This window comes from Pseudomonas sp. BCA17 (assembly GCF_004519405.1).
GTDB lineage: Bacteria > Pseudomonadota > Gammaproteobacteria > Pseudomonadales > Pseudomonadaceae > Aquipseudomonas.
This window is the reverse complement of sequence record NZ_SGWI01000001.1, coordinates 1152460-1175400: the sequence shown is the minus strand read 5'-3', so window position 1 is coordinate 1175400 and position 22941 is coordinate 1152460. Positions and strand designations below refer to the sequence as shown.

Sequence of the window (22941 nt, the reverse complement as noted above, 5' to 3'; positions counted from 1 at the left end):
GTCAGATCCCCAACTCTTGACGCTGGCGCTTCAAGTGCTCCGGCATCTCTTTGTAGACGTCTTCGAACATGGTCGCGGCGCTTGGAATCTGGCCGCCGGCGAGGGTGCCGTACTGTTCGGCCTGTTTTTGCGCGGCGATCACTTCGGCTTCGAGTTCGGCACTGACGGCCGCATGTTCCTCCTCGGACCACTCGCCAATCTGGATCAGGTGCTGCTTGAGGCGGGCAATCGGATCGCCCAGGGGGAAGTGGCTCCAGTCATCGGCGGGGCGGTATTTGGACGGATCATCGGAGGTCGAGTGCGGGCCGGCGCGGTAGGTCACCCATTCGATCAGGCTAGGCCCCAGGTTGCGGCGCGCACGCTCGGCAGCCCAGGCGGAGGCGGCGTACACCGCGATAAAGTCGTTGCCGTCCACGCGCAGGGAGGCGATACCGCAACCGACGCCGCGTCCGGCGAAGGTGGTGGCTTCACCGCCGGCAATGGCCTGGAAGGTGGAGATGGCCCACTGGTTGTTGACCACGTTGAGGATCACCGGCGCACGGTACACGTGGGCGAAGGTGAGGGCGGTGTGGAAGTCGGATTCGGCGGTGGCGCCGTCGCCGATCCAGGCCGAGGCGATCTTGGTATCGCCCTTGATGGCCGAGGCCATGCCCCAGCCCACGCCTTGTACGAATTGGGTGGCGAGGTTGCCGGAAATAGTGAAGAAACCGGCGTCTTTCACCGAGTACATGATAGGCAACTGACGGCCCTTGAGCGGGTCGCGTTCGTTGGACAGCAGTTGGCAGATCAGGTCCACCAGCGGTACTTCACGCGCCATCAGGATGCTTTGCTGGCGGTAGGTAGGGAAGCACATGTCGTCGATGTTCAAGGCCAGGGCCTGGGCACTGCCGATGGCTTCTTCGCCGAGGCTTTGCATGTAGAACGACATTTTCTTCTGACGCTGGGCGACCACCATGCGGTTGTCGAAGATCCGCGTCTTGAGCATTGCGCGCATGCCGCGGCGCTTAATCTCGACTGAAACACCTTCAGCCCAGGGACCAAGCGCCTGGCCCTGGTCGTCGAGCACGCGGATCAGGCCTTTGGCCAGGTCGGCGGTGTCGGCGGGTTCTACGTCGATGGCGGGTTTGCGCACCAGGCCGGCGTCATTCAGGCGCAGGTAGGTGAAGTCGGTCTTGCAGCCTGGGCGGCCCGAGGGTTCGGGAACGTGCAGGCGCAGCGGTTCGTACTGCTGGGTCATGGCTTTCTACGCTCTATCTTGTGAATTTCTTGTAGTGGGCGCGCTAGCTGACAGTCAGACTCCGGGTAGGAGAAATCTTGTCCTACAACAATCATAGGCGTGGCGTAGAAGAATATTTATCTCTGTTTCGTTGCACCCGAGACCATTTGCGGATAAAAAAACTGCATAAACATAATAAACAGGTGATTTTGTCTCATGCGCAAACTGGACCGTACCGATATCGGCATTCTCAACGCTTTGCAGGAGAACGCCCGCATCACCAACGCCGACCTGGCGCGTTCGGTGAACCTGTCGCCCACGCCGTGTTTCAACCGGGTAAAGGCGATGGAGGAGTTGGGCCTGATTCGTGACCAGGTCACGCTGCTGGACGCCGATCTGTTGGGGCTGCACGTCAACGTGTTCATCCATGTCAGCCTGGAAAAACAGAATGAACTGGCGTTGCAGCAGTTCGAAGGAGCGATTTCGGACCGGCCGGAAGTGATGGAGTGCTATTTGATGGCGGGCGACCCGGACTATCTGATCCGGGTGTTGGTGCCGACGATCCAGTCGCTGGAGCGCTTCATGATGGATTTTCTGACCAAAGTACCGGGTGTGGCCAACATCCGCTCCAGTTTTGCCCTCAAACAAGTGCGTTATAAAACGGCACTGCCATTGCCGCGGGATGGGCTGATGGTGTGATGGTAAATAATCGGAAGAGACTGTTTTTTCGATATTTAGCTACGTAATTAATCGCACTTTTATTGGGCGGCTTCGATAAAAAATCGCTTGGACAGTCACACTTTTTTCACCTTCACTTGTACACAGTTGTATTCGTCAAGCCGCGTCCTACGCGGCCAAGGGAAGGGTGAGCCGCATGTCCATGAGATCCTTTAAGCTGAACTTTCGTACCACCCTGTGCTTCGGTGTGGTTTGTTCCCTCCTGCTGATACAAGGCGCAATGACCCTCATAAAAGTCGACAAGATGTATGCGTCGACGGTCGAAGTAGGCGCCAACTGGCTTCCCAGTATTCGCCTGGCGGGCAAGATGGACTCGGCTTTTTACAAACTACGTCTGGATCTGCGTCGTTACGCCATGGAGTACAGCGCCAAGGACCCTGCCTCCCTTGAAAAGGTCAAGGCCGCGCGCGATGAGGCGCTGCAAGTTGCCGATAGCTATGCAAGCAAGGTGTCGAGTCCCGAGGAACAAGCCAAGTACAACGAAGTACTCACCAACATAAAGAGTTACAGCCAGAAAACGGATGAGTTTCTGGCCCAGGCCTCCACCTTTTCCCCTGAGCAGATGGCGGCGTACTTGCGTGACGTCAACGGCCCTATTGGGGCCCAGGCGCAAAAGGCCATGGACGAGTTGATAGCGATCAATGAACGGGGCTCCACGTCGACGGTGCAAGTCGCCTCCAGTGAGCATGATGCCGCCCGTTTGTTCACCTGGGTGCTGATGGTCAGCTCGGTGCTGATCGCCGTGGTAGTGGCACGCCTGTTTACCCGCAGCATCATCAACCCGGTGCGTGAGTTGTTGATATCGACCGGCAAAATCGCCGACGGTGATCTGCGCCTGACCATTGCCATCAGCGGCAAGGACGAATTGACCGACCTGCAAAGGTCGACCGCCGCCATGCAGATGAACTTGAAAAGCACCCTGCAGCATATATCGGAGGCGTCCGGGCAGTTGGCTTCGGCAGCGGAGGAAATGAGTGCGATCACTCGGGAATCCACCGCCGGCATCGAGCGCCAGAGTATGGAGACTGACCAGGCCGCCACGGCGGTCAACGAGATGACCGCAGCGGTGGAGGAAGTAGCGAGGAATGCGGTGTCTGCTTCCCAGTCGACGCAAGACTCCCAGCGCTCGGCCAAAGTGGGCCAGGAGCGTGTGACGCAAACCATTGCATCGATTGAGAAGTTGAGTACCACGGTGCAGCAGACCGGGGTGGAAGTCGAAGGGCTGGCCAAGCAGGCCCAAGACATTGCCCGGGTGGTGGAAGTGATTCGCTCCATTGCCGAACAAACCAATTTACTCGCCTTGAATGCGGCGATTGAGGCGGCGCGGGCCGGGGAGCAGGGCCGAGGCTTTGCGGTAGTGGCCGACGAAGTAAGGGCGTTGGCCCATAGAACGCAAACGTCGACCCAGGAAATCGAACAGATGATTGCCAGGATACAGAGCTGTTCGAGCGAGGCAGTGGCGTCCATGGCCCTTAATCGCGACGAGGCGATGGATTCCTTGAAAGTTGCCCATGAAGCCGGCGTGGCCATTACCCAGATCACCCAAGCCATTACCGACATCAACGAACGCAACCTGATGATCGCGACCGCTTCGGAACAGCAGGCTCAGGTGGCGCGTTCCGTTGACCAGAACCTGATCAGCATTCGCGATTTGTCTATCCAGAGTTCTTCGGCGGCGGGCCAGACGTCTACGGCCAGTCATGAGCTGTCCAGATTGGCGGTAGACCTCAAGCAGATCGTTGGGAAGTTCTCCATAGCTTGACCGCAGGATCGCGGTCGTGAGGGGGGAGGGATGTTGAAGTGCATTTCTGCATCGCAAGTCGTCCAGGGGATGTACGTCCATAAACTGGATGGGGCCTGGATGGATCACGGCTTCTGGAAAACCAGCTTTCTGCTGCGCCAGGCCGAGGATGTGCAGCGCTTGCGCGACGCTCCTGTGCGCGGTGTATGGATCGATACCCTCAAGGGCTGTGACGTCAGCCCCAGCGTCGCGCCCAGCCCGGAGCAGCAGGTCGTGGCGGCGCCGCGACCGACGCCGTCCGAGCCTGTCGACCTCAAGGTTGAGGTGGCCCGCGCGGTCAAGGTGTGTGCCCTGGCCAAGCGCGCGTTGATCGAAATGTTTGGCGACCTGCGTATGGGGCGGGCGGTGGAACCGACCCAGGCGGCCGCGCTGGTGGACGAAATTTCCCAGTCCATTCTGCGTCATCCCCATGCGCTGATCAGCCTGGCGCGCCTGAAGACCGCAAACGAATACACCTACATGCACTCGGTGTCCGTCTGCGGATTGATGATCGCCCTGGCGCGTCAGTTGGACCTGACACCGGAGTTGGTGCAGGAGGCGGGCCTGGCGGGGTTGTTTCATGACGTGGGCAAGATGAGTGTTCCCGAACCGATCCTGAACAAACCGGGTGCCTTGACCGAAGGGGAGTTTGGCATTGTGCGCAAGCACCCGGTGCTGGGCGCTGAGCTGTTGCGCCTGTCACCCCGGATCAGCGCCCTGGTGCTGGATGTGTGCCTGCATCACCATGAAAAATGCGACGGCAGCGGCTACCCCCACGGGCTGGTACAGGACCAGATCAGCCTGTTCGCACAGATGGGCGCGGTGTGTGACGTGTACGACGCCATCACGTCCGACCGCCCCTACAAGAAGGCGTGGGGCCCCGCCGAGGCGATTCAGAAAATGGCGGAGTGGAAAGGCCATTTTGATGAGCGGGTGTTCCAGGCCTTTGTCCGCTGCGTGGGCATTTACCCGGTAGGCGCCCTGGTGCGCCTGGCGAGTGGTCGTATTGCGGTGGTCGTCGAACAGAACCCCGGCTCGTTGCTGACGCCCATCGTCAAGGTGTTCTTTTCCGTGCATTCAAGGTTGCCGTTGACCCAGGTTGAAGTCGACCTGGCCAAGCAGCCCGACAAGATCGTCGGCCGCACCACAGCTCAAGAATGGGGCTTCAAGCGGGTCGACACGTTATGGTCCGGAATTACCCGGGGCAGTGGCTTTCCAGACAGTTAAACGACAGAGCGGACAACGAGTAACTTGTGGCGAGGGAGCTTGCTCCCGTTGGACTGCGCAGCAGGCCCAATCTTTTCAAGCCCAAAGCTGGGGCCGCTTCGCGACCCCGCGGGAGCAAGCTCCCTCGCCACAGTGCCTATGCTCCTCCTGGCTGACTGGCATTTCTCCTGAGAGTGGCTTTCCAGGCAGTTAAACGATAAAGCGGACAACCAGTAACTTGTGGCGAGGGAGCTTGCTCCCGTTGGACTGCATAGCAGGCCCAATCTTTTCAAGCCCAACGCTGGGGCCGCTTCGCGACCCAGCGGGAGCAAGCTCCCTCGCCACAGTGACTATGCTCCTCCTTACTGACTGGCATTTCTCCTGAGGTGGCTTTCCAGACAGTTAAACGATAGCGCGGACAACGAGTAACTTGTGGCGAGGGAGCTTGCTCCCGTTGGACTGCGTAGCAGGCCCAGTCTTTTCAAGCCCAAAGCTGGGGCCGCTTCGCGACCCCGCGGGAGCTTGCTCCCGTTGGACTGCGTAGCAGGCCCAGTCTTTTCAGGCCCAAAGCTGGGGCCGCTTCGCGACTCAGCGGGAGCAAGCTCCCTAGCCACAGTGACTATGCTCCTCCTGACTGACTGGCATTTCTCCTGAGAGTGGCTTTCCAGACTGTTAAACGATAGAGCGGACAACGAGTAACCTGTGGCGAGGGAGCTTGCTCCCGTTGGACTGCGCAGCAGGCCCAGTCTTTTCAAGTCCAAAGCTGGGGCCGCTGCGCGACCCCGCGGGAGCAAGCTCCCTAGCCACAGTGACTATGCTCCTCCTTAACTGACTGGCATTAGGGCAGTGGCTCTTATTTTGACTGAGTCCCTTAGAGCTGGTTGAGCGGGATCTTCAGGTACACCACACCGTTGTCTTCCGCCGGCGGCATATTCCCCGCCCGTACGTTCACCTGGATCGCCGGCAGCAGCAGCGTCGGCATGCCCAGCCCCGCATCGCGCTGCGTGCGCATGGCCACGAATGCCGCTTCATCCACGCCGTCATGCACATGAATATTTCCCGCGCGTTGCTCAGCCACGGTCGTCAGGCACTTGGCTTCACGCCCTTCAGGCGGATAGTCATGGCACACGTACAGTTGGGTCTCCAAGGGGAAGGCCAGCAACTTGCGCATCGACGCGTACAACTGCCGCGCATCGCCGCCGGGGAAGTCGCAGCGGGCGGTGCCGACATCGGGCATGAACAGGGTGTCACCCACCAGGATCAACCGACCTTCGATCAGGTAGGCCATGTCTGCCGGCGTATGCCCGGGCACATGCAACGCCTGGGCTTTCAAGCCGCCGATGTGGAAGAGCTCGTCCGGCGCAAACAAATGATCGAACTGCGACCCGTCCGCCCGGAATTCCGGCTCCAGGTTGAACAGATTCTTGAATACGCCCTGCACCTTGCTGATGCACTGGCCAATGGCGATCTTGCCACCCAGGGTGCGGCGCAGGTACGGCGCAGCGGACAGGTGGTCGGCGTGGGCATGGGTTTCCAGCAGCCATTGCACCTGCAACTGGTGTTCCCGGACAAAGCTGATGACTTTGTCCGCCTGGCGCGTGTCGGTACGCCCGGACGCGGGGTCGTAGTTGAGCACCGAGTCGACGATGGCGCACTGCCCGCCGTCCGCTTCATAGACGATGTAGGTGTAGGTCGACGACGCCTCGTCCAGAAAGGATTGAATCAACGCTGACATGACGGCTGCCCCCGATGCTGAAAAAAGTGATTACAATCACTTTACATTTACACATAATGTTTTGAGCTTAAGTGACGGAAAGGACCTGAGGCAAATGGAATCTACGTTGAGTGAAGGCGAAGTCGCCCAGCTGCGTGCATCGGCGTCCAAGGCCTGTACGTTGCTCAAGGCGTTGGCCAACGAGGATCGTTTGTTGATTCTCTGCCAGTTGACCCAGGGCGAGCGCAACGTGGGCGAGCTGGAAACCATGACCGGCGTACGCCAGCCCACCCTGTCGCAACAACTGGGCATCCTGCGTGATGAAGGCTTGGTCGCTACCCGTCGGGAAGGCAAATACATTTTCTACGGGCTGGCCAGCCACGAAGTGATTCAAGTGATGAAGACCCTGTCCGGGCTGTACTGCGGCGCGGTCATAAAAAGCTGGGCGTGACGCCATCCGGCAGCGACCCTTGTGTGCATGCAACAAGAAGGCGATCGACCATGAATGACCAACACGGTGGCCCAACCATCAGTGGCGATATCGTAGTCATCGGCGGCGGCTCGGCAGGCATTGGCCTGCTGGCCAGCCTGCTCAAGCGCGACCCCCACCTGAACATCACCTTGATTGAACCGAGCGATCACCACTGCTACCAGCCGGCCTGGACGCTGGTGGGCGGTGGCGCCTATGACGTGAAAAAGACTCGCCGCCCGCTGGCTGACGTGCTGCCCAATGGCGTCACCTGGGTGCAGGCCGCCGTCACCGAATTGCTGCCGGACGAGCGCAGCCTGGTGCTCGACAGCGGGCAACGCGTCACTTGGAACAACCTCATCGTGTGCCCCGGCCTGCGCCTGGCCTGGGAGAAGGTCGAGGGCCTGCAAGAGACCCTTGGCCAGAACGGCGTCACGTCCAATTACAGCTATGAACATGCCGCCTACACCTGGCAATTGGTGCAGCAACTCAAGGGCGGCAAGGCAATCTTTACCCAGCCGGCGATGCCGATCAAATGCGCGGGCGCACCGCAAAAGGCGATGTACCTGTCCTGCGATCACTGGCTCAAGCAAGGCCGCCTGAACAGCCTCGACGTGGAATTCAACCTGGCCGGCGCTGCGCTGTTCGGTGTGGCGACCTTTGTACCGCCGTTGATGAAATACGTGGAAAAGTACAACGCCCGGCTGGCGTTCAATTCCAACCTGGTGAAAGTCGATGGCCCGGCCCGCAAAGCCTGGTTCGAAGTGAAGGACACCGAGGGTAACGTCACGCTCCAGGAAAAAACCTTCGACCTGCTGCATGTGGTGCCACCGCAAGTGTCGCCGGACTTCATCCGCCACAGCGCCTTGGCCGATGCCGCCGGCTGGTGCGAGGTGAACCCCCACAGCCTGCAACATGTGCGTTACCCGCACATCTTCGGCCTGGGCGATGTGTGCTCCACCACTAACGCCAAGACCGCCGCTGCGGTACGCAAGCAAATCGTGGTGGTTGCCGAAAACCTGCTGGCCCTGCGCAAGCAAGCGCCGCTGCCGCTCAAGTATGACGGCTACGGTTCCTGCCCGCTGACGGTGGAGAAGGGCAAGGTGGTGTTGGCCGAGTTCGGCTACGGCGGCAAGCTGCTGCCGACCTTTCCCCTCGACCCCACCCGGGCGCGGCGTTCGATGTGGTTCCTCAAGGCGACCCTGCTGCCATGGTTCTACTGGAACGGCATGCTCAAGGGCCGCGAATGGCTGACCCGCCTGAGCAAGGTGGACTGAATGCTGCTGGCCAGTGTGTTGGGCTTACTGATGGGCGTGGTGATGGGCTTGACCGGTGCGGGCGGCGGTATCCTCGGGGTACCGGCGTTGGTGCTGGGGCTGGGCCTGAGCATGACCCAGGCCGCGCCGGTATCGCTGCTCGCCGTCGGCGCGGCTGCGGCCGTCGGTGCGGTCGATGGGTTGCGCCATGGGTTGGTTCGTTATCGTGCGGCGTTGTTGATCGCTGTGCTCGGTGGCCTGTTTTCACCCCTGGGGGTGTTCCTCGCCCACCAATTGCCGGAACACCTGCTGATGGGCCTCTTCAGCGGGTTGATGGTGCTGGTGGCCTGGCGCATGTTGCAGCGCGAAAAAAACCAGACCGGGCCGAGTGACCATGGTGCCGCTTCCTGGGGCCAGAAGAACTGCATGCTCAACCAGCAGACCGGGCGCCTGGCCTGGACCGCCAAGTGCAGCGCGACGCTGGCTGCGCTGGGCGCCGTGACCGGTGCGGTGTCGGGGCTGCTGGGGGTGGGTGGCGGCTTCCTGATCGTGCCGGCATTCAAGCAACTCACCGATGTGCAGATGCGCGGCATCGTCGCCACCTCCTTGATGGTGATCAGCCTGATCTCGTTGATCGGCGTGGGCGGCGCGTTCCACGCGGGCGTGCGCATAGAGCCGCTGGGCTGGGTGTTCATCGGTGCGAGTGTCGTCGGCATGCTGGTCGGCCGGCGCCTGTGCGCGCGGGTTCCCGCCCGCACCTTGCAGGTGGGTTTTGCCGGCCTGTGCGTGCTGGTGGCCGTTGGCATGTTGTTCAAGGCCGTTCTTACATCCTAAGTGCCGGGCCCGTGACCGGGCCCGTCTTATCCCATCGCAGCCCCCGCCCAGTACCCAAGTAGCATAGGCCCCATCCCCAGCCCTTCGTACACTTGGGCCTCAGAAGGGGAGTCCACGATGCACAACACCGAAGGCGTAGTCAGTGCCATGTCCCAGGCTGCCGATGCCGGGCAGGCCGCCGAGGAGCTGGCGCGGCAACTGCTGCATCCGTACCTGGGGTTCGTGTTGTTTTTCTGCTCGGCGTCTTATGACTTGCAGGCCCTGGGCCAAGCCTTGCAAGAGTGTTTCGGCAGTGTGCGCGTGGTCGGCTGTACCAGCGCTGGCGAGATCACGCCCCAGGGCTACGGGCGCAATTGCATCACCGCAATAGGCTTCCACCACGCGCACTTCTCTATCGCCACCGAGCTGATCGACCAGGTGGAGCACTTCAGCCTGATTGACGCCCAGGACATGGTCGAACGTCTTGTCGGCGGCTGTCGCAGCAACACCCTGGCGCCGATCAAGGGCAACACCTTCGCCTTGACCCTGCTTGACGGCTTGTCCAGCCGTGAGGAAATGGTCCTTGCCGCCCTCAGCGCCGCCCTGGGCGATATCCCGCACTTCGGCGGTTCGGCCGGTGATGACAATTTCCTTACCCACACCCACGTGTACTTCAACGGCGTGTTCCACAGCGGTGCGGCGGTGGTGGTGCTGGTCAATACCTGGCTGGATTTCGAGGTGTTCACCACCCACCACCTCCTGCCGCGCACGGAAAAACTGGTGGTGACCGGCGCCGACAGCCCATCGCGTCGCGTGTTCGAACTCAACGCCGAGCCCGCCGCCGAAGAATACGCGCGGCATATCGGCGTCGCCGTGGCCGACCTTGACCACCGCACCTTCGCCGCACACCCGCTGGCGGTGCGTATCCACGACTATTACTACGTGCGTGCGATCCAGCAGGTGCATGACGACCTCAGCCTGAGTTTCTACTGCGCGGTGGAAAACGGCATCGTGCTGACCGCGATGAAACCGGGACCGATCCTGCCCAACCTGGAACGTTTGTTCGACGGCCTGCAATCGCGCCTCGGCGACCTGCTGCTGACGATCGGCTGCGATTGTTTCCTGCGCCGCCTGGAGCTGGAAGACAACGGCGACCTGGAGCCGATGGGCACCTTTCTGCGCGACCACCGGGTGATGGGCTTCAACACCTATGGAGAACAGTTCAATGGCATGCATATCAACCAGACCTTCACCGGGGTCGCCATTGCCCGAGGCCGACGCTGAACTGCTCGCCCAGGTGGCCCGGTTGCAACAGGACAACCACAAGCTGGCGCGCATCAACGCGGCGCTGATCGAGCGCATCGAGTCGGGCATGACCCAGGGCAACAACCCTTACACCACCTTCCAGCATTCGGTGGTGTTGGCCGAGCAAGTGCGCGAACGCACCGATGCGCTGAACCAGGCGATGGCCGAACTCAAGGCCAGCAACCATCTGCTGATCAACGCCCGGCTGCGCGCCGAAACCCTGCGCGGCGAACAGGTGGCGGCGCAGAAGGCTCAGGAAAGCGAGCGCTGGATTCGCCTGATCACCGACAACGTGCCTGCCCTGATCGGTTACCTGAATGCCGACCTGGTCTACGAATTCACCAACAAAGTGTATGAAGAGTGGTACTGCTGGCCGCGCGGCATGATGCTCGGGCAAAGCCTGCGCGAAGTGCACAGCGAGCAGCACTGTCAGCGCCTGGACGCCTATGTCGCACGCGCCCTGGCCGGGGAGAGCGTGACCTTCGAATTTGCCGAGACCAACATCAACAACCAGGAGCGCTACATGCTGCGTTCCTATGTGCCGAACGTGTTGGCCACTGGCGAAGTGGTGGGGATTTTCGTGCTGATCCGCGACATCACCGAGCGCCGCCGCACGGCCGAAGCCTTGCACCAGGCTTATCAACATCTGGAGCAGCGTGTGGCCCAGCGCACCTCGGAACTCACCGCGCTCAACGACCAGCTGTTGAAGGAGATCGATGAGCGTCGCCGTATGGAGACCCGCTTGCGCGACGCCAAGCTGGAGGCCGAACGGGCTAATCTGTCGAAAACCAAATTCCTCGCCGCCGTCAGCCATGACCTGTTGCAGCCGCTGAATGCCGCCCGGCTCTTTACCAGCGCGTTGCTGGAGCGTCCCTGCGAAACCCTGGTGCGTAACGTGAGCAACTCCCTGGAAGACGTGGAAAACCTGCTGGGTACCTTGGTGGATATTTCCAAGCTGGATGCCGGGGTGATCAAGGCCGATATCGCACCTTTTGCCCTCAGCGAACTGCTGGACAACCTGGCCGCCGAGTACACCCAACTGGCCCGCGCCGAAGGGCTGGCGCTGCACTTTATCGGCTGCTCGGCGCTGGTGCGCAGTGACATCCAGCTGCTCGCGCGGATTCTGCGCAACCTGCTGAGCAACGCACTTCGCTACACCTATAAAGGGCGCGTGGTGCTCGGCTGTCGGCGCCACCATCAACGCTTATCGATCCAGGTGTGGGACAGCGGCATGGGCATTGCCGAGGAGCGCCTGGAGGAGATTTTCCAAGAGTTCAAACGTGGCGACGTACAGCGCCCGGACCAGGATCGTGGGCTGGGCCTGGGGCTGGCGATCGTGGAAAAAATCGCCGGGATACTCGGCCACCGCATCAGCGTCAGGTCCTGGCCGGGCAAGGGGTCGATGTTTTCGGTGGAGGTTCCGCTCAGCGCCACCGCGCCCAAGCCACTGCCGTTGGCCTCTGTGAGCGAACCGTTGCTGGAACGCCTGCAAGGCGCACGGGTATGGGTACTGGATAACGACGCGGCAATCTGCGCCGGTATGCGCACGTTGCTGGAAGGGTGGGGCTGCCGGGTCATCACTGCGTTGTCGGAGCAGGACCTGGCGCGGCAGGTGGATAACTACCATGCCGAGGCCGACCTGTTGATCGCCGACTATCACCTGGACGACGATCAGAACGGGGTGGACGCCGTGGCCCGCATCAACGCCCGGCGCGGCAGTGCAATCCCGGCCATGATGATCACCGCCAACTACAGCAATGAGTTGAAGCAGCAGATCCGTGAGCTGGGGTACACGTTGATGCACAAGCCTGTGCGACCCATGAAACTCAAGACCGCCATGAGCCACCTGCTCGGCCCGGCCCGCCGTCTGTAGGAGCGAGCTTGCTCGCGAAAAACGTCAACGATAACGCGTGTTGCCTGGATGAACGCGGCGCCCGTGAGTTCTTCGCGAGCAAGCTCGCTCCTACAATAAATGGGGCTTGCCACCTTGCGTGGGGTGAGGTCAGCGGCGCAGGTATGAGCCGAAATCGATGTCCCCGGCACTGAGAATCGCCTGCACACGGTTATGCACATTCAACTTGCGCAAAATGGCCGATACATGGGCCTTCACCGTGGTTTCGGCGATTTCCAGGGTATAGGCGATCTGCTTGTTCGACTCACCCTTGGTCATGCGTTCCAGCACCAGCAATTGCTTGCGTGTCAGCGCCTGCAGCAGTTCCGGGGCAAAGCTCGGGTTATCGTGCATGCGCCGTTGCCCGGTGTTTTTCTGGGTGCGAATGATGTCCGGTGGCAGGTATACGTTGCCGTTGAGGATCTGCCGGATCGCCTCGGTCATTTGCTGGCGCGGTGAGGACTTGGTGATGAAGCCCACCGCACCATAGGTGATGGCTTGCAGCACGATCTGCTTGTCCTGCTCGGCCGAGACAATCACCACCGGGATGGTCGGCGACTCGTTGCGCAGGTTGATCAGGCCGTTGAGGCCATGCATGCCGGGCATGTTCAGGTCCAGCAGGATCAGATCAAGGTCGTCGTGGTCCTGGGTCAGGGCGAGAGCGCTGTCCAGGTCGGCGGTTTCCATGATGTCGCTGCCGGGGAAGCCATCGCTGATGACGTTATGAATCGCCTCGCGAAACAACGGGTGATCGTCGGCAATCAGGATTTTGTACATGGCCGTTCACCTTTTTATTTTGATTATTGGAAGGGTTCTGGTTGTGCCGTTGCCACCGGCAGCTTTGCCGCCTCCCACGCGTCCAGGCCGTCGCGATACCAGTACACAGAGGTATAGCCCAGGTTGGCGGCTCGTTTTACCGCGTTCCAACTCAACCAGCAATCGGAGCGGCAATAGAACACCAGCGGCCGTGTCAGGTCGCCGCCGGTGTAGTGGTACAAGTGGCGGGCGAAGTACCCCTGCCACTCAGGCGTGAGGTCGCCGTCGCCGGTATTGGCCAGCCAGTGGCTGCCGGGCAGGTTGACGTGGGGCTGGTCTTCGATGAAGCGGCCTTGCAGCCATTGGCGGCGGTAAACATCGATCAATACCGGTGGCGGCGTCCGGGTGAGCAGGGCTTGCAGGGCGGGCGTGTCGAGAGTCGTCGCACCGCTCACCTGCTCGGGAGTAGGGCTGCGATACAGGCCGATGCGCATACCCTCGGCCGAAAACAGCGGCGTGTCGCCCTGGGCGTGGGCGACAAACAGGCACAACAGGGCCAACAGGGGCAGTCGAGCGGGCAGCATGGCAGGATAATCCTTATCGTTATGCCGCCATTACACGCCAGTCCCACGCCCTTGGGAATGCGACGATAGACATGAAAACCAGTACCAAAGTACTGGTTTCAAGCGTTTCAGCCTTTCTTGCGCAGGGCCGCATGTTGAGGGTTGAACGTCAGCACCGCCAGCAGCGCGAACACCAGGGTCAACCCCAGGCACACCGCCAGGGCCAGGCCGGCAAAGCGTTCATACAGCGCAAAACGCACCAGTTCCACCGCATGGGTGAACGGGTTGACTGCGCACAGCCAGTACAGCCACTCGCTGGAGTCGCGCATCTTCCACAGCGGATACAGCGCCGACGACAGGAAGAACAACGGGAAAATCACAAAATTCATCACCCCGGCGAAGTTCTCCAACTGGCGGATTGCATTCGACAGCAACAGACCCAGGGCGCTCAGCATCAAAGCCACCAGCAGCAATGCCGGCAACGCCAGCAACAGGCCCATGGCCGGGGGCTGCACGCCGTAGACCCAGGCAATCGCCAGGAACCCATACACCTGCAGCAGCGAAATCAACGCGGTCGCCACCAGCTTGCTGCACAACAAAAACGTGCGCGGCAACGGGCTGGTGAGCAGCACACGCATGCTGCCCATCTCGCGGTCGTAGACCATCGACAACGATCCCTGCATGCCGTTGAACAGCAGGATCATGCAGGCCAGCCCTGGAATGATGTACACCTCGTAGGGGATGTAGGTGTCGTAGGGTTCGATCACCGAAATACCCAGGGCGGCGCGAAAGCCGGCGGCAAACACCAGCAGCCACAGCAGCGGGCGTACCAGGGCGCTGAGAAACCGCGTGCGTTGCAGCACAAAGCGCAGCCATTCACGTAGCACGATGCCGCGCAGACACTGCCAGTAAGCGTTCATGCCGAGGCTCCCATCGGGGTGGGGCGCGTCAGGCGGGCGAACAGGCCGCCCAGGTCGCCGCCTTGTTCCACCAGCAACGCGTCGACCTGCCCGCTGGCCACCAGCCGACCCTGGTGCAGGATCAGCAACGCATCCTCGGCGCGCACTTCATCGAGCAGATGGGTGGTCCACAACACGCTGATGCCCTGTTCCAGGCACAGGCTGCGCACGTGCTGGCTGAGCGCCAGGCGGCTGGCCGGATCGAGGCCCACGCTGGCTTCGTCCAGCAGCAGCAGGCGTGGCCCGTGCAGCAGCGCCCGAGCGATTTCCACCCGGCGCCGGTGGCCGCCATTGAGTTCGCGTACCCGTTCCCGACGCCGTTCGCCGAGGGCCTGGCGGGCCAGCTCGGCGTCAACCCGTGCGGCCGCCTCGCGACGGGACAGGCCATGCAACGCGGCGTGATAACGCAGGTTCTGCTCCACGCTCAAATCCAGGTCCAGGGTGCTTTGCTGGAACACCACCCCCAGTTGCTGCAACGCCGCGCGCGGGGTTTGTACCAGGCAATGCCCGCCTACCCGGATCGCGCCGGCCTGCAAGTCGTACAAGCGGGTGAGCAGGGCGATCAACGTCGACTTGCCGGCCCCGTTCGGCCCGAGCAACGCCGCAAAGTGCCCCGGCGCCAGGCTGAAACTCACCTCCTGCAACGCCTGTCGGGCGCCATAGGCGAAGCTGATCCGGCTTACGTCCAGCGTGTTCATGGTGTCACCACCACACCCCATGGGTAGCGCCCGACCTTGATCGACTTGACGACCTTGAGGCTATCCACGTCGATGACCGACACATCGCCGCTCACACCGTTGGTGGCCAGCAACTGTTTCTCATCAGGCGTGAATGCCAACTGCCAGACGCGGCGGCCGACCACCAGATAGTCAAGGATCTCGAAGGTCTTGGCGTCAATCACCGCCACATGATTGGCCGGGCCCAGCGCGACAAAAGCGTACTTGCCGTCGGCACTGAGCTTGATGCCCACCGGTTGCACTTTGTCCGGGTGCACGCCCTTGATCTTGAAGGCCAGGGTCTTGAGGACCGCGCGACTGGCCACGTCGAGAATCGTCACGGTGCCGCCGATTTCCGCCGAGGCCCAGAGTTGCGCGCCGTCGTGGCTGAACTCGACAAAGCGCGGGCGCTGGTCCACCAGGGTACTGTCGGCCAGGGTCTGGGTGCTGGTGTCGATCCAATGCAGCATGTTCGTGGTTTCGCTGGTGTTGACCGCCCACTTGCCATCGGGGCTGACCGCCATGCCTTCGGGCTCGACGCCGACGTTTATCTGGCCGAGGACCTTGGCGGTTTCGGTGTCGATCACCGTGACCAGCGCGTCGTCTTCGTTGGATACGTACAGCCAGCGGTTATTGGGGTGCAGGGCGAATTGCTCGGGGTCTTTGCCGGAGGGCAGTTCCTTGATGATCTTGCGGGTGGCCACGTCCATCACTTGCACCCGGTCCGAGTCGCTGGCGCAGATATATAGCAGCTTATTGTCATGGGACAGCAGCAGGCCGCGTGGACGCTGGCCGACCTTGAGGGTGTCGGTGACTTGCAGGGTCTGCATGTCGATCAGGCTCAGGCTGTTGTCTTTCTCGTTGGAGACCCAGGCGGTGCTGGCCACGGCGTGCCCGGCGGCAAGCAGCAGGGCGCATGAAAGCAGGGTGCGGCGCATGGCGGATTCCTTATTGTTTTAAGCGTTCAGGGGTAGCGGCAGGTCACCTCGGGCTTGTCATAGCCCAGGCTGTCCATTTCGTTGAAGGGGTGCAGGAAGCCCTCCTGGGGCGAGGTGCTGACCAGTGCGCGCGGTTGCACGATGGGAATCGGCTGGCGCAATTGGCCGTTCCAGGGGCGATAACTGAGCTTGCGACCCTTGAAGCCATCCAGCGGCAACTGCTCGCCCAGCGCCAGTTGGCGGATCGCCATGGGGTCGGCCTGGCGCAACTTGCTGACGGCGCTGGCGACGCTGCGCACGGCCATCCAGGCGGCGAAGTCGCGGTCGTTCATCCAGCGTCCGGCCAGGGCCTCGAAACGTTTTTGCAACTGGGCGGCGCCGTAGGTTTCCACGGTCTTGTGCCAGCCGGTGGGTGTCAGGCCCTGGGTGCCGGCCACCGGGCGTGGGTACCACGTCTGGTAGGGCACGTATTCGCCGAAGTCGCCGCGCTCGTCGGCCACCAGCACCACGTCATAGTCATCGGCCTGGGTGAACAGCGGCATATCGGCCTGGGCGCTGCGGCGCTGGTCGTTATCGAAACGCCAGGCCTTTTCCGCCACCCAGCGCACGCCGAAACGCTTGGCGGCGCGGCGCAGGGCGCTGGCATACGCTTGGTCATCCTCGGTGGTGCCGACGATCAGCAGTGCCCGCTGCCATTTGCGCACCACCAGAAACTGCATCAGCGCATCGGCCAGCATCGCGCGGCTCGCCAGGCTGTGCAGCACGTTGCCCAGGCAATCGGTGCTGCGCAGGCTGTCGTCGGCGCTGCCGGCGTTGAACAGCAGGCTGTCGGGCAATGCGGCGCTGAGTTGGCGCAGGCTGGCAGCGGGGGCGTTGACCACAAACAGGCGCAGGCCCTGGTCATGCTGGGCCGTGGCGGCGGCGAGCAAGGCCTCGGGCGTGTCGACCGTGGCGCTTGTAAGGCTGTAGCGCTGGTTTAGAAAGGCCCCGGTGCTGTTGCTGTCGATGATCGCCAATTCGGCGCCGCGCTGCCCGGCATCGGCGGGTTCGCCGATGACATTGGACAGCAACGGCCCCGGGTCGGGGCGATAACCCAGGTAACCGATTTGCACCGGCAACGGTGCCTCGGCGGCCTGGCTGCCAGGGGCACACACCATCGCCAGCAGGCAGATCAGGGCATAGGGGGCGAGCGGGCGCATAAGGCACTCCATGACAGGTAGCGCCAGCATAGAAAGGCCCATGCCCCCTGCAAATATGCAGAAAGTACCGCTGAGCCAGTACCAAGGTAGTAGCCCATTGCGCGGGGCGCGGCATTGCCGGTGACGGAGCCGGACGGGCTGGATGCGTGGTCGGTGGCCTTGATGACGTTGCCGTCCTGGTCCTTGCAGCTCTTTGATCAGCACCGGTGCTCCGGTCACGGTGCAGCCGGCGGCGGGGTCGCCGAACGTCTTGTTCCAGACCACTTTGGCGGAGGGCTACGGAAAAAGTCCCGCTGAGGCCGGGAAGACTTCCCGCGGCGCCGCTGTTTCAGGTGTGCCTCGCAAGCCCTACTACCAAGGGAGGAGGGCGCGGCCACCAAAGCAGCATACGGCCCGTGGCCCAGGGTTTCTAAGATGCCTGCCATAACCTCGAACAATGAGGTTTTGCGTGCAACCCTGAGGGCAAAAATAATGACAACAAAACGCAATGCCTTGCTCGTGGCCGGGCTGTTGGTGGGTGTGATCGGGGCCGGTTCCGCGTTGGCCCATGGCAACGTGGTTCCGCAAGCGGTGGAGACCAAAGGCCTGACGTCGATCAAGGATGCCGGTGTGGCAGTCGACGCTGACGGTTGGGCTGCCGTGAACCCTTATCGCACCTCCCCGGAACACGATAAAGCGGTGGAGATCGGCGCGTCCGCCTACAACCAGAACTGTGCCGCGTGCCATGGGCTGGAAGCCAAGTCCGGAGGCATCGCCCCCGACCTGCGCATGCTCGATGCGGGAGAGGCGGGGGATGAGTGGTTTGTCGAGCGCGTGCGCCATGGCGCGGTACGCGACGGCCGGGTATACATGCCGAAAATGGCGGACTATTTGAGCCAGGAGGCGTTGTGGGCGGTGCGCACTTACCTGGACTCCGTGCGCGTCGAGGAATAAGCCATGCGCCTGCTCGCAGCGGTGCTGGGCCTGTTGTTGCTGTGCGGCCAGATCGCCCAGGCGCAGGTGCGCAGCTATGACCAGATGATCGCCGCCGGCGAGTTGAAAGTGGCGGTGTACCAGGATTTCGCCCCTTATAGCTTTAAGCAGGACGCTACGCCGCGCGGGGTCGATGTGGAGCTCGCGCAGGCGCTGGCCAAGGCCCTGGGCGTGCGGTTGACGCTGATCTGGATGCCCGCCGGGGAAAAACTCGACGACGACCTGCGCGATTACATCTGGCGCGGCAGCCCGTTGCACCATCATCAATTGGCTGACCTGATGCTCCGCGCGCCCTACGACCACGACTACGCGCAGAGGCGCAACGACCAAGGCGAACTGGAAAACGGCCAGGTGGTGATGTTCGGGCCTTACCAGAACGAACAATGGCAGGTTGCCTATGATCGTCGGCGCCTGGACAGCGTCGCCAGTGTGGCGGTATTCGAACGGCACCCCATCGGCGTCGAAGTCGACAGCGTGCCGTCGTTTTACCTCACGTCGGTGTTCAACGGCATGCTCGCCGGCAAGACCCATCATTACCCCGGAGTGCCCCAGGCCTTTGCGGCGATGAAAGCCGGGAAGGTCGACGCCGTGATGGCCATGCGCGGTGAAGTCGACTGGCAGGTGCACGAGGCCCACGACCCGCAACTGGCCCTGGCCGAAAACGCCTACCCCAATATGGGCAAACAACGCTGGGAGATCGGCATGGCGGTGCATGAAAGCAACCGCCAGTTGGCCTACGCCGTCGAAGAAGCGTTGGAAGGCCTGATCCGCGACGGCTCGCTGCAAGCCATCTACAGCCATTACGGCCTGCGCTATGAAGTGCCCGAGATGTACCAATGAACTGGCGCCTGGGGCTGATGTTGGCTTGCTGGCTGCCGCTCGCGGCCCACGCTGCTGAGGTTGATCCGGTGCCGTCGGTGATGTGGGCGTTTTATCAGAAGCAGTTTTTGGGCGATGCGCCGTTCGTGTTCGACGAGCGGGTCAAGCTGCTGGCGCCGCCATTTGCCGAAGATGCGCGGCAGGTGCCGCTGGAGATCGACGCCCGCGCCTTCAACGGCCACGTGGTGAAAATCCTCGTTTGGGCCGAGCTCAACCCGCTGCCGAAAATCGTCGACTTCCAACCCAAGGCCGGCGTACTGCCGTGGCTGTCGATCCGTATCCGCGTCGAACAGGCCACGCCGCTGCGCGCGGCGGTGCTCACCGATGACGGCGTGTGGCACGTCGGCTCGACCCTGATCGACGCGGCCGGTGGCGGTTGCACCGCGCCCAGTGTGGTGCGCACCCAGGCGGGCTGGGAAGAGCATATTGGCGAGGTGCTGGGCGGGCGTTACCCGCGCGGTGAGTTCAGCCGCTTGCGCGTGCAGGTGGCGCACCCGATGGACAATGGCCTGGTCAGCGGTATCCCTGAGTTTTACCTCAACCACGCCCAACTGCGCGATGAGCAGGGCCGGGTGTTGGCTGAGCTTGAACTGTTTGCGGCGGTCAGCGAAAACCCCAACCTGGCCTTTGACATCCAAAGGCGCGGGCAGACGCGCCTGCTGCTGCGCGACACCAGCGGCAACCAGATCGACGCCGCCATTCCCTGACCCAGAGGAGCGCGGTATGCGCTGGATACTGTTGTTCTGCCTGAGCCTGAGCCTGCCTGCATTGGCCGGCCTCGACTACGACCTCAAGCCCCGGCTGATTGCCGACGACACCTGGCTGCTGGAGGGCAGCACCGACAACTTCAACAAGGCCAATGGCGGCAACATCGTCAACACCGGGTTCATCGTGACCGAAGCGGGTGTGGTGGTGATCGACACGGGGCCGTCCAGGCGCTACGGCGAAGCGATGCGCCAGGCGATAGCCGGCGTCACGGCCAAGCCGGTGATCCAAGTGCTGCTGACCCATCATCATCCCGACCACGCACTGGGCAACCAGGCGTTCAAAACGGTGCCCATCGGCGCCCTGGCCGACACCACGCGCTTGCTCCACGAGCAGGGCGATGGCATGGCCGAAAACCTCTACCGCCTGGTCGGCGACTGGATGCGCGGTACCGAAGTGGTGTTGCCCACCCAACTGCTCGAACCCGGTGTGCTGAGCTTTGGCAGCCATGATCTGCGCTTGCTGGCCTTCACCGGGCATACCGGCGCCGACCTGGCGATCCTCGACAGCAAGACTGGCGTGCTGTTTGCCGGCGACCTGGTGTTCTACCAACGCGCGCTCACCACCCCCAACAGCCCGGGGTTGGCCACATGGCTGGCGGATATCGCCCGCCTGCAAGCCTTGCCCTGGACCCTGCTGGTGCCCGGCCACGGCCCGGTCGCCGACGATGCGCGGCCGCTCGAGCAAATGCGCGACTACCTGACCTGGCTCGATCAGTTGCTGCGCGACGGCGCCGCGCAGGGCAGCGATATGGCCGAGCTGATCCGCAGCCCGATCCCCGAGCGCTTTGCCGCGATCAGCCTGAACCGCTACGAGCTGATCCGCAGCGTCAGCCACCTGTACCCACGTTACGAACGCGAGCAACTGCAGCGGGTGGACATCCCGGCACCGCTACTAAGGAACTAGCAATCTCGATACAGCGGTCAATTGTGACGACGGCCTGCGCGCCCAAGAATCGGTACCAGACCGGGAAAATTTCCCGGGTATAACAAAAAAACCGCAGAGGTAGCCGTCATGACCCAACCCGCACGTCGCCAACCCTTCGCCTTGAGTGTGTTGCTCGGTGCCATCCTGTTATCCGGCCAGGCCCATGCCGGCGTGACCGATCAGGACATCCTCCAGGACCCGCAAAACCCTGGCCAGATCGTTACCAACGGTCTGGGGGTCCAGGGTCAGCGCTACAGCCCGCTCGATACGCTGAATGTCGACAACGTCAAAGACCTGCGCCCGGCCTGGGCCTTTTCTTTTGGTGGCGAGAAACAGCGTGGGCAGCAGGCGCAGCCGATGGTCAAGGACGGCGTGATGTACCTCACCGGCTCCTACTCGAGGGTGTTCGCGGTGGACGCGCGCACGGGCAAGAAACTCTGGCAGTACGACGCGCGCCTGCCCGATGACATTCGCCCCTGCTGTGACGTGATCAACCGGGGCGTGGCACTTTACGGCGACCTGGTGTTCTTCGGCACGCTCGACGCCAAACTCGTCGCGCTGAACAAAGACACCGGCAAAGTGGTGTGGAGTAAAAAGGTCGCCGACCACAAAGAAGGCTACTCCATCAGCGCCGCGCCCCTGGTGGTCAACGGCAAGCTGATTACCGGCGTGGCCGGTGGCGAGTTCGGCGTGGTGGGCAAGATCGAAGCGTATGACCCGAAGAACGGCGACTTGCTGTGGACCCGGCCAACGGTCGAAGGTCATATGGGCTATGTGTACAAAGACGGCAAGGCCGTGGAAAACGGTATCTCCGGCGGTGCGCCCGGCAAGACCTGGCCCGGCGACCTGTGGAAGACCGGCGGCGCCGCGCCCTGGCTGGGCGGCTACTACGACCCGCAAACCAAGCTGCTGCTGTTCGGCACCGGCAACCCGGCACCGTGGAACTCCCACCTGCGCCCTGGCGATAACCTCTATTCCTCCTCGCGCCTGGCCCTCAACCCGGATGACGGCACCATCAAGTGGCACTTCCAGAGCACGCCTCACGACGGCTGGGACTTTGACGGCGTGAACGAGTTGATCGCCTTCAACTACAGCGAAGGCGGCAAGGAAATCAAGGCGGCGGCCACCGCCGACCGCAATGGCTTCTTCTACGTGCTCGACCGCACCAACGGCAAATTCATCCGCGGCTTCCCGTTTGTCGACAAGATCACCTGGGCCAGCGGCCTCGATAAGGAGGGGCGGCCGATCTATAACGAAGCCAGCCGTCCCGGCGCCCCCGGCAGCGAAACCAAGGGCACCTCGGTGTTTGTCGCCCCGGCGTTCCTGGGGGCCAAGAACTGGATGCCGATGGCCTACAACCGCGATACAGGGCTGTTCTATGTGCCGTCCAACGAGTGGGGCATGGACATCTGGAACGAGGGCATCGCCTACAAGAAAGGCGCGGCGTTCCTCGGCGCGGGCTTCACCATCAAGCCGCTGAATGAAGACTATATCGGCGTGCTGCGCGCCATCGACCCGAAAACCGGCAAGGAAGTCTGGCGCCACAAGAACTTCGCGCCGCTGTGGGGCGGGGTGCTGACCACCAAGGGCAACTTGGTCTTCACCGGTACGCCGGAAGGCTTCCTGCAGGCTTTCAACGCCAAGACCGGTGAGAAAGTCTGGGAGTTCCAGACCGGCTCCGGCGTACTGGGCTCGCCCGTGACCTGGGAGATGGACGGCGAGCAATACGTGTCGGTGCTCTCCGGCTGGGGCGGGGCGGTGCCGCTGTGGGGTGGCGAGGTGGCCAAGCGGGTCAAGGATTTCAACCAGGGCGGCATGCTCTGGACCTTCAAGCTGCCCAAGGAGCTGGTGGCCAAGCACTAGTTCTACGACCAAATGA

21 protein-coding genes are annotated in these 22941 nt (G+C 62.3%); 13 read left to right on the top strand and 8 right to left on the bottom strand.

The window, feature by feature from the left end; translation table 11 throughout:
* Nucleotide 1 precedes the first annotated feature (1 nt).
* The gene (locus EXW71_RS05375; protein ID WP_123716975.1) at nucleotides 2-1237 is read right to left on the bottom strand and encodes a 3-methyl-2-oxobutanoate dehydrogenase (2-methylpropanoyl-transferring) subunit alpha; all 1236 of its coding nucleotides are present in this window, start codon (nucleotides 1235-1237) and stop codon (nucleotides 2-4) included.
* Between the two features lie 195 nt (nucleotides 1238-1432).
* On the opposite strand from EXW71_RS05375, the gene EXW71_RS05370 reads away from it, so the two are divergent.
* The 3 genes from EXW71_RS05370 to EXW71_RS05360 all read left to right on the top strand — a co-directional run bounded on the left by EXW71_RS05370 (nucleotide 1433) and on the right by EXW71_RS05360 (nucleotide 4961).
* Nucleotides 1433-1915 carry an Lrp/AsnC family transcriptional regulator gene (locus tag EXW71_RS05370; protein WP_123716976.1) on the top strand — a complete coding sequence of 161 codons (483 nt, stop codon included), beginning with the start codon at nucleotides 1433-1435 and terminating at the stop codon, nucleotides 1913-1915.
* A gap of 259 nt (nucleotides 1916-2174) precedes the next feature.
* Nucleotides 2175-3716: a methyl-accepting chemotaxis protein gene (locus tag EXW71_RS05365; RefSeq protein ID WP_372241309.1), complete on the top strand. Its 1542-nt coding sequence runs from the start codon at nucleotides 2175-2177 to the stop codon at nucleotides 3714-3716.
* A gap of 30 nt (nucleotides 3717-3746) precedes the next feature.
* Nucleotides 3747-4961: an HD-GYP domain-containing protein gene (locus tag EXW71_RS05360; protein WP_134656654.1), complete on the top strand. Its 1215-nt coding sequence runs from the start codon at nucleotides 3747-3749 to the stop codon at nucleotides 4959-4961.
* An 850-nt stretch (nucleotides 4962-5811) separates the two neighbouring features.
* On the opposite strand, the gene EXW71_RS05350 is transcribed toward EXW71_RS05360, so the two are convergent.
* Nucleotides 5812-6675 carry an MBL fold metallo-hydrolase gene (locus EXW71_RS05350; RefSeq protein ID WP_134657856.1) on the bottom strand — a complete coding sequence of 288 codons (864 nt, stop codon included), beginning with the start codon at nucleotides 6673-6675 and terminating at the stop codon, nucleotides 5812-5814.
* A 94-nt stretch (nucleotides 6676-6769) separates the two neighbouring features.
* Between EXW71_RS05350 and EXW71_RS05345 the strand changes: the two genes are divergently transcribed.
* The 5 genes from EXW71_RS05345 to EXW71_RS05325 all read left to right on the top strand — a co-directional run bounded on the left by EXW71_RS05345 (nucleotide 6770) and on the right by EXW71_RS05325 (nucleotide 12370).
* A complete protein-coding gene (locus EXW71_RS05345) occupies nucleotides 6770-7105 on the top strand; it encodes a metalloregulator ArsR/SmtB family transcription factor (protein ID WP_090370020.1) in 336 nt (111 codons plus the stop codon).
* Nucleotides 7106-7155: 50 nt separating this feature from the next.
* Nucleotides 7156-8400, top strand: a complete 1245-nt coding sequence (locus EXW71_RS05340) for an FAD/NAD(P)-binding oxidoreductase (RefSeq protein WP_123717920.1) — start codon at nucleotides 7156-7158, stop codon at nucleotides 8398-8400.
* Nucleotides 8401-9213 (top strand): sulfite exporter TauE/SafE family protein, encoded by an 813-nt coding sequence (locus tag EXW71_RS05335; RefSeq protein WP_134657855.1) that lies wholly within the window; start codon nucleotides 8401-8403, stop codon nucleotides 9211-9213.
* 117 nt (nucleotides 9214-9330) lie between these two features.
* A complete protein-coding gene (gene nosP / locus EXW71_RS05330; RefSeq protein ID WP_134657854.1) occupies nucleotides 9331-10476 on the top strand; it encodes a nitric oxide-sensing protein NosP in 1146 nt (381 codons plus the stop codon).
* Nucleotides 10418-12370, top strand: coding sequence for a PAS domain-containing hybrid sensor histidine kinase/response regulator (locus EXW71_RS05325; RefSeq protein WP_134657853.1), 1953 nt, complete (start codon nucleotides 10418-10420; stop codon nucleotides 12368-12370). The genes nosP and EXW71_RS05325 overlap by 59 nt, the downstream gene beginning before the upstream one ends.
* Nucleotides 12371-12499: 129 nt before the next feature.
* On the opposite strand, the gene EXW71_RS05320 is transcribed toward EXW71_RS05325, so the two are convergent.
* From EXW71_RS05320 to EXW71_RS05295, 6 genes are all read right to left on the bottom strand, one after another.
* Nucleotides 12500-13165, bottom strand: a complete 666-nt coding sequence (locus tag EXW71_RS05320) for a response regulator transcription factor (RefSeq protein ID WP_134657852.1) — start codon at nucleotides 13163-13165, stop codon at nucleotides 12500-12502.
* A 23-nt stretch (nucleotides 13166-13188) separates the two neighbouring features.
* Nucleotides 13189-13728 (bottom strand): PQQ-dependent catabolism-associated CXXCW motif protein, encoded by a 540-nt coding sequence (locus tag EXW71_RS05315; RefSeq protein ID WP_134657851.1) that lies wholly within the window; start codon nucleotides 13726-13728, stop codon nucleotides 13189-13191.
* A gap of 107 nt (nucleotides 13729-13835) precedes the next feature.
* Complete coding sequence (locus EXW71_RS05310) at nucleotides 13836-14627, bottom strand: ABC transporter permease (protein ID WP_134657850.1); 792 nt, start codon at nucleotides 14625-14627, stop codon at nucleotides 13836-13838.
* Complete coding sequence (locus EXW71_RS05305) at nucleotides 14624-15364, bottom strand: ATP-binding cassette domain-containing protein (RefSeq protein ID WP_134657849.1); 741 nt, start codon at nucleotides 15362-15364, stop codon at nucleotides 14624-14626. Before EXW71_RS05305 ends, EXW71_RS05310 begins: the two co-directional genes overlap by 4 nt.
* Complete coding sequence (locus EXW71_RS05300) at nucleotides 15361-16320, bottom strand: YVTN family beta-propeller repeat protein (protein ID WP_134657848.1); 960 nt, start codon at nucleotides 16318-16320, stop codon at nucleotides 15361-15363. Before EXW71_RS05300 ends, EXW71_RS05305 begins: the two co-directional genes overlap by 4 nt.
* Before the next feature lie 26 nt (nucleotides 16321-16346).
* Nucleotides 16347-17519, bottom strand: coding sequence for an ABC transporter substrate-binding protein (locus tag EXW71_RS05295; protein ID WP_134657847.1), 1173 nt, complete (start codon nucleotides 17517-17519; stop codon nucleotides 16347-16349).
* A gap of 471 nt (nucleotides 17520-17990) precedes the next feature.
* Between EXW71_RS05295 and pedF the strand changes: the two genes are divergently transcribed.
* From pedF to EXW71_RS05270, 5 genes are all read left to right on the top strand, one after another.
* The gene (gene pedF / locus EXW71_RS05290; protein ID WP_134657846.1) at nucleotides 17991-18452 is read left to right on the top strand and encodes a cytochrome c-550 PedF; all 462 of its coding nucleotides are present in this window, start codon (nucleotides 17991-17993) and stop codon (nucleotides 18450-18452) included.
* Between the two features lie 3 nt (nucleotides 18453-18455).
* Nucleotides 18456-19331 (top strand): ABC transporter substrate-binding protein, encoded by an 876-nt coding sequence (locus EXW71_RS05285; protein ID WP_134657845.1) that lies wholly within the window; start codon nucleotides 18456-18458, stop codon nucleotides 19329-19331.
* A complete protein-coding gene (locus EXW71_RS05280) occupies nucleotides 19328-20077 on the top strand; it encodes a quinoprotein dehydrogenase-associated SoxYZ-like carrier (protein ID WP_134657844.1) in 750 nt (249 codons plus the stop codon). Before EXW71_RS05285 ends, EXW71_RS05280 begins: the two co-directional genes overlap by 4 nt.
* Before the next feature lie 16 nt (nucleotides 20078-20093).
* Nucleotides 20094-21041, top strand: a complete 948-nt coding sequence (locus EXW71_RS05275) for a quinoprotein relay system zinc metallohydrolase 1 (protein ID WP_134657843.1) — start codon at nucleotides 20094-20096, stop codon at nucleotides 21039-21041.
* 108 nt (nucleotides 21042-21149) lie between these two features.
* A complete protein-coding gene (locus EXW71_RS05270; RefSeq protein WP_134657842.1) occupies nucleotides 21150-22925 on the top strand; it encodes a PQQ-dependent methanol/ethanol family dehydrogenase in 1776 nt (591 codons plus the stop codon).
* Nucleotides 22926-22941: the final 16 nt, after the last annotated feature.